7 protein-coding genes are annotated in these 11,795 nt (G+C 64.1%); 3 read left to right on the top strand and 4 right to left on the bottom strand.

Features of this window, described 5'->3' with window-relative positions:
• Positions 1-307 precede the first annotated feature (307 nt).
• Positions 308-4,459, top strand: coding sequence for a CheR family methyltransferase (locus tag ACOJB8_RS03960; protein WP_475011077.1), 4,152 nt, complete (start codon positions 308-310; stop codon positions 4,457-4,459).
• A 102-nt stretch (positions 4,460-4,561) separates the two neighbouring features.
• On the top strand, positions 4,562-5,560 hold the full coding sequence (locus ACOJB8_RS03955) for a chemotaxis protein CheB (protein ID WP_368602780.1): 999 nt from the start codon (positions 4,562-4,564) through the stop codon (positions 5,558-5,560).
• Positions 5,561-5,639: 79 nt separating this feature from the next.
• Here ACOJB8_RS03955 and ACOJB8_RS03950 read toward each other — a convergent pair whose 3' ends face one another.
• The 4 genes from ACOJB8_RS03950 to ACOJB8_RS03935 form a co-directional block, all read right to left on the bottom strand.
• The gene (locus tag ACOJB8_RS03950; RefSeq protein WP_475011076.1) at positions 5,640-6,755 is read right to left on the bottom strand and encodes a glycosyltransferase family 4 protein; all 1,116 of its coding nucleotides are present in this window, start codon (positions 6,753-6,755) and stop codon (positions 5,640-5,642) included.
• A gap of 681 nt (positions 6,756-7,436) precedes the next feature.
• On the bottom strand, positions 7,437-8,348 hold the full coding sequence (locus ACOJB8_RS03945; protein ID WP_069263054.1) for a manganese catalase family protein: 912 nt from the start codon (positions 8,346-8,348) through the stop codon (positions 7,437-7,439).
• An 82-nt stretch (positions 8,349-8,430) separates the two neighbouring features.
• Positions 8,431-8,931: a YciE/YciF ferroxidase family protein gene (locus ACOJB8_RS03940; protein ID WP_069263495.1), complete on the bottom strand. Its 501-nt coding sequence runs from the start codon at positions 8,929-8,931 to the stop codon at positions 8,431-8,433.
• 148 nt (positions 8,932-9,079) lie between these two features.
• On the bottom strand, positions 9,080-10,315 hold the full coding sequence (locus tag ACOJB8_RS03935) for a DUF2252 family protein (RefSeq protein WP_368729778.1): 1,236 nt from the start codon (positions 10,313-10,315) through the stop codon (positions 9,080-9,082).
• A 185-nt stretch (positions 10,316-10,500) separates the two neighbouring features.
• On the opposite strand from ACOJB8_RS03935, the gene ACOJB8_RS03930 reads away from it, so the two are divergent.
• On the top strand, positions 10,501-11,793 hold the full coding sequence (locus tag ACOJB8_RS03930) for an Nramp family divalent metal transporter (RefSeq protein ID WP_342949799.1): 1,293 nt from the start codon (positions 10,501-10,503) through the stop codon (positions 11,791-11,793).
• Positions 11,794-11,795 lie beyond the last annotated feature (2 nt).

The following is an 11,795-nucleotide window of genomic DNA, read 5'->3' as shown; positions in this document are numbered from 1 at the left end:
CCCCTGCGTTCAACCGTGCCAGGTCGCCGAAAAACGCCATCCCTGTCATGTGGCCGCCTTGTCAGACAAGCGGGCAATGATGGTGAGCTGCGAAGAGCGCGCAAGTGCCGCGTTCCATGCAACCGGCCCTCCCCGGCGCGCCACGGCGGGATCAGTGTTGAGCGCCGTTGACCGTCGGTCTCATCGGCAGTAATGTGCGATTCCGTCAGCGCATACGGGGCGCCCTCGCCGTCGGTACGCCCCGCAATGAAGCCGGACTGATGGACCCCGCGTGCCGGGCCGGCGGTGACAACGAAAGGACTTCAGCATGACAACTAGTGCTCCAGGCGAAGACAGCCATGCCAGCGGCGCGCGCCGCGTGACGACTGGCTCGCCATTCGCGGTCGTCGGCATTGGGGCGTCTGCCGGCGGCGTCCCCGCGCTGGTCGACTTCTTCAGTAACGTGCCCGCCTCAATGGAGATGGCGTTCGTCGTCATTCTGCACCTCTCACCGGAGCACGAAAGTCATGCCGACGCGATCCTTCAACGGGCGACCTCCATGCCCGTGAAACAGGTCACCGCGTTGACGCGCCTGGAGAAGGATCACGTCTACGTGATCGCGCCAGGCAAGCAGCTGCACCTGTCGGACGGCTGCCTGAAGGTGACCGATCGCTACGAACATGACCGCAGGATTCTCACGATTGACGAGTTCTTCCGCACCCTGGCCGACGCCCAGGGTATGCGCGCCATGGGAATCGTGCTCTCGGGCACCGGTTCGGACGGCGCAGCGGGGCTCAGTCGCATCAGGGAAAGCGGCGGCGTGACGATGGCTCAAGACCCGAGTGACGCCGAATATCCGGAAATGCCTCAGCATGCCATCACGACCGGTCATGTCGACATCATCCTGCCCGCGGCTGCAATGCCCGGCAAACTCCGCGAATTAAGGAACAACGCCCAGCGGATCCACGTGCCCGAACTGGACGGGATGACGCCCGGGAAGGACGCACCGGATATTCCGCGAACCGGTGACGAACGCGCGCTCCAGGATATCCTCATGCACCTGCGAGTACGTACCGGCCACGATTTCCGGCATTACAAGCGCGCAACGGTGCTGCGCCGCGTCGAGCGGCGACTGCAGGTGAACGGGCTGACAGATCTCGAGAGTTATCGCAATTTCCTGCGTAGCACGCCGGACGAAACCAGTGCGCTGCTGGCCGATATGCTGATCGGCGTGACGCAGTTCTTTCGGGACCGGGAGGCCTTCGATGTTTTGCGGCACGCAGTGATCCCCGGTTTGTTCCGTACTGCCGCCAGCGATGGGCAGATCCGGGCCTGGGTTGCCGGCTGCTCGACCGGCGAGGAGGCGTATTCCGTCGCGTTGCTGATGGCGCAGGCGCGCGAGGCGGCCGGATCGGCTTCGGCGATGCAGGTATTCGCGACGGATATCGACGACGCGGCCATTGCGCGGGCGCGTTCAGGATCCTATCCCGAGTCGATTGCTGTCGACGTGCCCGCCGACCTGCTGCGACGCTACTTTACGCATGAAGGGGGGCGGTATGCCATTGTCAAGCCGGTACGTGAGCGCATTCTCTTTGCCGCGCACAGCCTGCTCAAAGATCCGCCGTTTTCCCATCTCGACCTGATTACGTGCCGCAACGTGCTGATTTACCTGGAGCGCTCGGTACAGAGACAGATCCTCGAACTGTTCCACTTTGCACTGCGCCCCGACGGCTATCTGTTCCTTGGGTCCGCAGAATCGGCCGACGCTGCCGATGATCTTTTCGCCGTCGTCGACAAGAAACATCGCGTTTATCGAGCGCGCAAGATCGTCAATCGGGCAAGGCAAGCTACGGCCTTTCCCTCGCTCGCGCAGGCGAGCGGGGTCCCCGAGGAGGTGCAGGCGGTCGCGGGAAGCGCAGTCCCGCCGCCTCCGGTCGAGCGCCGGAGCTTCTCCTTCTCCGCCCTGCACCAGCGGGTCCTGGAAGAATACGCGCCGCCGAGCGTCATCGTGGACCGTGATTCGGCGATCGTGCATCTATCCGACAACGCGGGCAGGTTCCTGCACCACGCCGGGGGCGAGCCGTCGACGAATATCATGACCGTCGTCGTGCCGGAACTGCGTCTCGATCTGCGTACGACATTGTTCCGTGCCCTGCAGACCGGAGCGAGCGTCGAGGCGAGGCGCGTGAAGATGGTCCGCGACGGCCGCCCGTCGTGGATCAACATGACCGTTCGCCCGTTCCATGATCAGGGCGTGAACGCCGACTTCTTCCTGGTGCTTTTCGACGAGGTGCAGGAACGCATGTCGGACGAAGGCGAAGCCGAGCAAAAGGGGCAGGACCCGGTTCTCATGCAGCTCGAACAGGAGCTGCAGCACAGCCGCGAGCAGCTGTCCACTACCATCGAGCAGTACGAAACTTCCGTCGAGGAACTCAAGGCTTCGAACGAAGAACTCCAGGCAATCAACGAGGAGCTCCGCTCGGCAACGGAGGAGCTCGAAAGCAGCAAGGAAGAGCTGCAGTCGGTCAACGAGGAACTCACCACGTTGAACTCGGAGCTGCACGCGCGTGTCGAGGAAACCGCCAAGGCTAACGATGACCTGCAGAACATCATCGTCTCGACCGAGATTGCGACCGTGTTTGTCGACAGGAAGATCCAGGTCAAACGCTTCACCCCGAGCGCCACACACATCTTCAAGCTGATCGAGTCCGACATCGGACGCTCGCTGTTCGACATCACGCACTCGCTGAATCACCCCACGCTAGCCGCGGACGTCAAGGAAGCCTTCGAGACGCTCAAGCTGATCGAGCGCGAACTGCAAAGCCAGGATGGGCGTTGGTATCTGATGCGTCTGCTTCCCTACCGAACGGCCGACGACCGTATCGACGGCGCCGTGCTCACGCTTATCGATATCACTGCGCGCCACGAGGCAGAAGAGCAGGCACGCATCGGCGAGCAGCGGCTGCGGCTCGTGGCGCAGTCAACCAACGACTATGCCATCATCGTTCACGATCGCGCCGGCAGCATTGTCAGCTGGAATACGGGCGCGGAACGGATCTTCGGCTACACCGAACGCGAGGTCATGGGCCAGGATATCGCGCTCATCTACGAGCCGGACGACCGCGACGCGCACGTTGCGGCGAGCCAACGGGAAGCCGCCGGCATTGAGGGCCGCGCTGACGATGAGCGCTGGCACGTCACCCGGGACCAGCGGCGCGTATGGTGCAGCGGCGTCGTCACGCCGATCGCCGATGCCTCCTTCACCGGCTTCGCCACGATCCTGCGCGATCTCACGCAGCGCAAGCAGCGCGAGGATGCAAAAGAGATCGCGTTGCTGCACGAACAGGAGGCAAGGCAAAGGCAAAGCGAATCGAACCAGCTCAAGGACGATTTCATTGCGGTCCTTTCGCACGAGCTGAAGCACCCGTTGAATCTGATAGGCATGAAGGCAGAAATATTGACGCGGCAGCCCGAGACCCGCGAGATCACGTTTGTGCGGGAAACCGCCGACGCGATTCGCCGTGCGGTTCGGGGCCAGGCGCAGATCATCGACGACCTGCAGGACCTGTCGCGGGTGCGCACCGGCAAACTGGCGCTGGAGCTGGAGCCGCTCGACATTGCCTCGATGCTGCAGGGCATCGCGGGCGCCTGCACACAGGATACAAGGGCGAAAGGCATCGACCTGTCGGTAACCGTCCCCCCACCGCCGGTTATGGTCCATGCGGATCGCACCCGCTGCGAACAGATCCTGTGGAACCTCGTTTCCAATGCGATCAAGTTCACCGGTGACGGAGGCAGGATCGAGCTGCGCCTCGCTCCTGAAGCGTCGATGGTGCGGATCGATGTGATCGACAGCGGCCAGGGCATCGCCCAGGAGGAACTCCCGCACATCTTCGACATGTACCGCCAGGGAATGCGCGGGCGCTCAAAGACAGGCCTCGGAATCGGGCTTGCACTGGTCAGGCAGCTGGTTGAAATGCATGGCGGGCGCGCGGTCGCCCATTCCGACGGTCCGGGCCTCGGATGCGCGATGACAGTGTGGCTGCCGGCCGTCGAAGCGGCAGGCGAGTCCGGCGCTGCAGCGCTACCGGCCGGTTCGCTCTCAGGTGTACGAGCCATGATCGTACTTGATGATCCGGATACCGCAGCCTCGTTGGGAAAACTTCTCGAACTGGAGGGCGCATCGACCGTGATGCTGGCTGGCGCAGACACGGTCCTGGCGGCACTGGAAGCAGAAGTCGTTGATGTCCTGATTTGTGACATCGGCAGCTCTGGCATCGACGCCGCCACGATCACCGCCCATCTGAGGTCAGATCCGCGGCTTGCGAATCTTCGATCTGTCGCGGTGACCGCGAACGACACCGAGGCGAACCGGCGCGCCGCACGCGAAACTGGCTTCGACGCGCATGTGAGCAAACCGGTCGACTTCCAGACACTGGTTCGGGTGCTCCGCGACCTCCTGCCAGCGCTGCGCCGGTAAAAAAAGGGCGGCGTGCCTGAGCGCGACGCGCCGTTGCATGCAGGGTGTGCGGTTCCTGCCGGTCGCTGCACAGCGGGACCGCCAAATGCGCTCGCTAGAGGCATGGAACAACGTGACATTGTCGTCATTGGCGGCTCACGCGGTGCGTTCGGCGTTTTGCGCATGATCGCCGCCGGTCTGCCCGCCGATCTCCCGGCCGCCATCTGCATCGTGCTGCACGTTGGCAGGCACGATAGCGTGCTGCCTCAGTTGATGTCGAATTGGGGCCCCCTGCCTGCCAGCCATCCCGCCGACGGCGAAGCGCTCGAGAATGGCAGGATTTACATCGCGCCGCCTGACCGGCACATGCGGGTGTCGCAGGGGCGACTCAGACTGGATAGCGGAGCCGCCGAGAACTTCGCGCGACCCGCGGCGGATCCGCTATTCAGGTCGGCCGCGCTGGATTACGGAGCCCGCGTGGTCGCCGCCGTCCTTACCGGCGACCTCGATGACGGCGCGGCAGGCCTTGCCACCGTCCGGGCGCATGGCGGCTACTGCATCGTGCAGGATCCTGACGATTGCGAGGCGCATTCGATGCCCCGTTCGGCGCTTGCGGCCGCAGGCGCGGACGCTATCGCCGACGCGGCGCATCTGGCAGCGCGCATCGTCGCCGCAGTGCGCGGCGCTCCAGTGAAGGAGCCGCTCCCGATGTCCACGAACGACCTTTCTCTTGAGGCGCGTCTGGACCAGCTTGACGTGCTGCAGCCCGAGGACCTCGACCGGATCGGCGAGCGCTCGCCGCTCGCCTGCCCGGAATGCGGCGGCATGCTATGGCGCGTGCTTGACGATCGGGTGCTACGTTACCGCTGCCACACCGGCCATGCATACAATGCACTCTCGCTCGAAGATGGCCATGAAAAGGCTGAAGAAAACGCGATCTGGACGGCCATACGGACGATCAACGAACGCATTGTCTTTGCAAGAGAGCGGCAGAAATGGGCCGAGCGCGTCGGTGACAAACAGCAGATAGAGATCGAACAGGCGCGCATCAACGAAGGGATGACGCTCCTTGACGCGCTCCGGCATGCGTTTCCCGCAACCCGCACTGACCGGCGGCCTTGAAGCCGATACGACTACCGAGGCATACCCGCGTAGTGGATAGACAACCTGCCGCTCTCCCATGCGTGCGGCCAATCAGCGGTTATGACGCGAGCCTCGTTCGGCTCGCCTCACTCGCTTGCGATAGGCAGCTCCCGACCCATGCTGGCGCCGTATGCATCGCGCCGCGTCGCGCGATCAGCGTGTCGTATGCGGCGAGATAGTCATCGCACATGCGTTCGGCCGTAAAGCGTCGCTCGAATTCGGCGCGGCAGCTGTCGCGGGAAAGCGAAGGCAAGCGTGCTACCGCATCGACGGCCGCTTCCAATCCATCGACGATGAACCCGCTGACCCCATTGCGGAGGACCTCGGGCACAGCGCCGCGCCGGTTGGCAATCACTGGCGTTCCGCTCGCGAGTGCCTCGATCATGACAAGTCCAAACGGCTCGTCCCAGGTGATCGGCATCAACAACGCTTCAGCGCGGCTCAACAGCATCGTGCGCAACTCGCCGCCCACTTCCCCGAGATACTCCACGCAACTGGCATGTCGCCTGAGCAGTGGACGCATACGATCCTCGAACCAGGCGCGCTCTCCCGAATGGACTGCTGCCGCCATCTTCAACGGCTTGCCGGATCGTCGGGCGATTTCGATGGCCGCGTCGGGCCCCTTGCCCGGCATCATGCGGCCCATCCACAGCAGATAGCCGTCGTGAACCGCGCTGGGCCTGAACAGATCGAACGGCAAGCCGTGCCCGATCGTCGAGAGCCAGTTCGCGTGCGGAGCGCCCTCACGCTGCGCTTGCGACAGTGCGACGAGCACCGCGTCCCGCGATACATCCAGCAGCACGCCCAGATCCTGCGGGCGGATTACGCCGTGCAGCGTCGTGAGCGAAGCGACGTTCAGTCGGCACGCCAGCGGCAGATGCAGCGGTTCGGTGTGAAAATGCATGACGTCGAACTCGTGCGCTCGCGCAGCCACCCGCTCCAGCTGCGCAACATGGTGAACCAGTGTGTCGCTAACGTCCCGGTCGTGCCATAGGGCCCGCGCGCAGCAGGGGATGAGGGTGGCGTGAGTCTGCGAATCGCCACTCGCGAACAGCGTCACCTCGTGGCCGCGCTCGACCAGGGCTTCGGTCAGGTAATGCACGATCCGCTCAGTGGCACCGTAACGCTGCGGCGGTACGCATTCATAAAGCGGGGCGATCTGGGCAATACGCATGTCATTCCTTCGCAAGCGCAACCGGCGCCGGGAAATGTCGGCGCACTAGTCGGGGCCTGGTACGCGGCGCGCGACTCGATGGATGAGGGGCGAACGGTTCCGACGCCGCTGTGAGCGTCGGAGCGCGCACCCACTCGGTCGTGCCGGGCACGACGACTTCACTGCGTCGAGCTCGCCTTCGGATGGGTCGTCTTCCGGTGGTGCATCGTCCCGCTCGACGGGCCAGAATTGCCCATGGTGTTGCCACCCTGGGCATTCGATTCCGTGGCCGTAGAGCCGCCGGAGTTGGGCGCGCTCATGCCTGTGCCGCCGCCACCGCCAGAGCCTCCTCCGGTGCCACCTCCGGTGCCGCCTCCACTGCCACCTCCACTGCCGCCACCGCTACCACCACCTCCACCGCCTCCGGCGGCGAATGCGCCACCGGAAAGCGCAAGACAAGCCAGCGCTGCTATCAATTTAGACTTCGTCGTCATGTTTGCCTCCATTCCAATCGATTCGAAACTCAAGGGGTCGTCTCGCGACATCGACGCCGCCAGAGTCAAAGCCAGCGAGTGCGCCATGCAAAGCGCGGCAGTCGGCGTCCGCGGCGGCAGCAGTCACAATCCGCAAGGCACATGCCGGGTGACGGGGCTGGCGCATACGCACCACGCAGCCAGTCGACAATATGCTTCTGCGCTGTGGTCATTTTGAGTCTCCCTCAGGCGGCACCTGAACAGGGCTCTCGGGCCGGATGGCTGCCTCGCCAAGCTCGGCTCCCGTCTGCGGGTCCACGGCGGTCTCCGAACTCAGTCGCTCGCGCATGGCTTTCAGCGCGGCCTGCTGGCTCTCGTCCAGGTTGACCCACGCGTTGCCGTCGCCGCCATCAACCGCCGGTTCACCCTGGCGCATCTCCAGGCCGTTGCCGCTGTTCCATGGCGCGGCGATCGTTTCGCCTCCGTGCGACATCTTGTAGTAGACGTTGGCGAATTCGGCGACGGGCGGACGCTTTCCCGGCGGGAAGTTGCCCTGTATCGCATACAGGGCCTTCTCGAATGACTTCTGGTGCGAGACCTCGCGCGTCATCAGGAAGCCCAGGGCGTCACGGATACCAGGATCGTCCGTCACATTGATCAGCCGTTCATACACGATCTTTGCCCGTGCTTCCGCGGCGATATTCGAGCGCAGGTCTGCCGTCGGTTCACCGATGGTGTCGATGTAACCTGCGTTCCAGGGCACGCCTGCGGAGTTGACCAGCGGCGGCCCGCCACCGAACAGGACCTGCGTGACGTGGCTGTCGTTGCCAGCGCCGTTGAGCTTGCGGTAAAGCTCAGCCTGCTCATCTACGGCTTCGGCAAGCTCGCCCTTCGCACCCTTGTTGAGCATGGCGACGATCGACCCGATGATTTCCAGATGGCTGAGTTCCTCCGTGGCAATATCGAAGAGCATGTCCTTGCGGCCGGGATCTTCCTCGGCAACCGCCTGGGTGAAATAGCGCATCGCAGCGGCCAGTTCCCCCTGCGGCCCGCCGAACTGCTCGAGCAGCAGGTTGGCGAGACCAGGATTGGTCACGTCGACGCGGACGGTGTACTGCAGTTTCCTGTTGTGCATGAACATCAGGATCTCCCGGTATGACCGAAAAAATTACGCATTGCTAATCAGTCGTTGCCGCACGAAGCAGGCGCCGCTGCCGGGTCGCTCACCCCTTACCCGCCGCCTTCGCGTTGCCCGCCGACTCGGCAAACTTCGAGAGCTTCAGATCGGTAGCCTTTTCTTCCTCAAGCGTTTCCTTGAGCAGCTTCACCGCCTCGTCGTGACCGAGAAGCTTGCCCAGCGCACAGAGGCTGCCGTATGCCGCTATCTCATAGTGCTCCACCTTCTGTGCCGCCGCGATGAGGCCGGCATCGAGGACCGGGCCCTTTTCGATTTCCTCGATCAGTTCGTCTGCTTCCTCAATCAGGCCTTCCATCGCGACGCATTTCATGCGCTTCAGTCGCAATCCGGTGGATTCAACCGCCTTGTCGATGCGCTCGACCTGGCCGTGCGTTTCTTCCAGATGCGTCTTGAACGCTCCTGAAAGCTCAGGATCGCTGACCGTACGCGCGAGCTTTCCGAGGGCGCGGGTCAGCTGCTTTTCTGCGCTGTAGATGTCCGACAGCATATGGACGAACAGGTCGTCTACCGTCTTTCTCTGGCTCATGATCACCTCCGTGGTTTGGGTGATGCGCTTCACGCAACAGCCATTCCTGAGGGAGGGGTTCTGGACGGAAACGGCGCGCTCGCCGCTTCTCTGCGCGGCTCGTCAATCGACGCCAAACGGGGGCGGCACGACCAGCTGTCTCGCGGCATCACCGCTTGCCGGCGCCCCGACGAAGCGCGTAGCGCCGGCAATGCTCGAGATACTCCGCTTCGTGGGCGACAGCCAGCTCGACCATGCTGCGCCAAAGCCACGATGGCGCGCCCGGCGATCCGGGCCGCCTCGCCTGCAGTTCATGCAGCCAGCTCCGGCGGGTCGGGGCATCCATCTGTCCCGCGTGCGCCTGCCCGACCACCAGCGCCAGGAAATGTGCAGCTTTCACGGCGTCGGCTTCCGTGAGCCGGTCTGCGTCGATTTTGAGATCCTGTGGCATGAGCTCGCGGATCACAACCGCGCAGCCATCCAGACGGGCGGCGAGCATGCGGTCTCCAAGCAGCGGCGAGACGTGTCGGGCACCCTCCGCCACCCGCTTTGCATTGTCGCGCGGCATCGTGGCGCCGACGTGGCGAGGCGCAGCGGCGGCGGCGGCCTGCTTGATGTCGACAAGACAGGGCGGCCCTCCTGGAGAACACGTGCCGTCGATATCGAGCAGCACGGCATAGCGCCGCCGCCCGAGGGAGCTGCATCCCTTTACCCAGAAGGCAGCGTCAAGGACGTCTATTTTCCCGCCGCCCCGCACAGCGCGTCCCAGCGCTTCCCGTACCGCAAGCCCTGACTGCGATTCGAACAGCGTGCGCACCGCCTGCGATTCCTCTTCGGACAGGGGCCAAAAACGTTTGCCAAGTGGTATGCGAGGCGCGACGCCGTCAATCGTCTGCCGGTCCAGCTTGCGCCACGAGCGGTGCAGCGCCTGCTTCATTGCAACCCTGACGACTGTCGGCCGTTCCGCGCGTTTCGTCTCGTCCGTGCGTGCGTCGTCGAACGCCTGTTCGTATCCATCGATAAGCGCTTCAGCCATACGGCTGGTGATCACGCCGGGCAGATCCGCGCTACGGGCGGCAGTGGTCAACGACAGTCCCAGGCGCAGGAGATCGTGCACCGGGTTGCCGATGACGCTTTGATCCAGGTCCCGGATCTGGACTGCCACCCGCCCTGAGGCATCGGCCAGCGGGCCGAGATTGCCGAGGTGGCAGTCGCCGCAAATCCATACGGGAGGCCCGTCAGGCAATGTCCCGGATGCCTGGCTGTCGAGCCACGCATAAAAGCGGTCCGCGCTGCCGCGTACATACGCGTGCGCTGATCGCGCCATCTTGCGCATGCGTAGATCCGCCAGGCGGGGCGCCCGCTCCTCCGGAGTCGGGACACCTTTTAGCGATGCTTTTTTCACGACTTCTCCCTCAGCGCAACACCGGCTGCACACGGCCGCTGGCGCGGCCTGAACCCCGGGGCGCAAGGACCGTGCCAGACGCGCCGAAGCGGCAGTCAGGCATTCGGCACGGAAGTTGCGGAATGGGGCTATGCCGCAGGCTGCGGCTTCGAAAGGAGAGCTGCGCCGTGTCGGACGAAAAGGATCTGGAACAGGACCATCTCGAGCCCGAGGCCGCGGTCACCGACCGCACGGAACGCTCCTGGCTGTCGCGCCTCGGCCCCGGCCTTGTGACCGGCGCGGCGGACGACGACCCGAGCGGCATCGGGACGTACTCGCAAGCGGGTGCGCAGTTCGGCTTTACGCTGCTATGGACGCTTCTGCTGTCCTATCCGCTCATGGTCGCCATCCAGATGACGAGCGCGCGCATCGGCCGCGTCACGGGCAAGGGACTCGCCTCGAACATGCGCGCGTTCGGTCCGAAATGGCTCGTCGTCGTGCTGGTGCTGCTGCTGGCCGTGGCCAATACCATCAACATCGCAGCAGATCTCGCCGCGATGGGCGCGGCGATCCACCTTCTCGTTCCTGGCCCCGAGCATCTCTATGTCGTTGCCATTGGCGTGCTCTCTGCCATCATTCAGATTACGCTGCCCTATGAGAGCTATGCGCGCCTACTCAAGTGGCTGACCCTGGCGTTGTTCGCCTACGTCGCGGTCGCGTTCGTCGTCCCGGTCGACTGGACAAAGGTCGCCGTCTCACTGGTCTGGCCGCGCGCCAATATTTCTGGCGAGTATCTCACCACCGTTGTGGCCGTGCTTGGTACCACCATCAGCCCGTACCTGTTCTTCTGGCAGGCGTCACAGGAAGTCGAAGAAATGCGCTCGAAGCCTGGCGAGCGGCCGCTGCGATGGATCTCATCGTTCCGGGCCTACCGGCACATAGACCGGATCACGGCTGACACCTGGATCGGTATGGCCGTCTCGAACGGAGTGGGATTCTTCATCATGCTGACGGCCGCCGCGACGCTCTACACGCATCACATAAAAATCCAGACATCCGCCGATGCAGCGAGAGCCCTCGAACCGGTTGCAGGCCATCTGGCGGCATACATCTTTGCCGCCGGCATTGTCGGCACAGGCCTGCTCGCGCTGCCTGTTCTGGCCGGCTCCGCGGCGTACGGGGCTGCTGGCGCGTTCCGGTGGCGCAGCAGCCTTTCTCTGCACCTCACTCTTGCGCGTGAGTTCTATGCCGTCATCGCCCTGGCCATCCTCGGCGGCACCGCCATCACGTTCTGCCACCTCGATCCGGTCAAGGCGCTGTACTGGAGTGCCGTCGTCAACGGACTGGCGGCCGTGCCTGTCATGGTCGTGGTCATGCTGATGGGTACCAACCGGCGCGTGATGGGCAAGTTCGCGATATCCGGGCTGCTGAAAGCGGGCGGCTGGATCGCAACGGCATTCATGGCGGCTGCGGCCGTGGGCATGTTCATTCCCGGCTAGTG

Source organism: Paraburkholderia sp. BR10141 (assembly GCF_056155635.1).
Note: the sequence above shows the minus strand (reverse complement) of the source record. Positions and strands in the feature narration are given on the sequence as shown.

Excerpts from the sequence above, each read along its gene's own strand:
- ACOJB8_RS03940 (WP_069263495.1), bottom strand. The coding sequence starts at position 8,931 with ATGAGCCAGAGAAAGACGGTAGACGACCTGTTCGTCCATATGCTGTCG.
- ACOJB8_RS03960 (WP_475011077.1), top strand. The coding sequence starts at position 308 with ATGACAACTAGTGCTCCAGGCGAAGACAGCCATGCCAGCGGCGCGCGC.
- ACOJB8_RS03955 (WP_368602780.1), top strand. The coding sequence starts at position 4,562 with ATGGAACAACGTGACATTGTCGTCATTGGCGGCTCACGCGGTGCGTTC.
- ACOJB8_RS03950 (WP_475011076.1), bottom strand. The coding sequence starts at position 6,755 with ATGCGTATTGCCCAGATCGCCCCGCTTTATGAATGCGTACCGCCGCAG.
- ACOJB8_RS03945 (WP_069263054.1), bottom strand. The coding sequence starts at position 8,348 with ATGTTCATGCACAACAGGAAACTGCAGTACACCGTCCGCGTCGACGTG.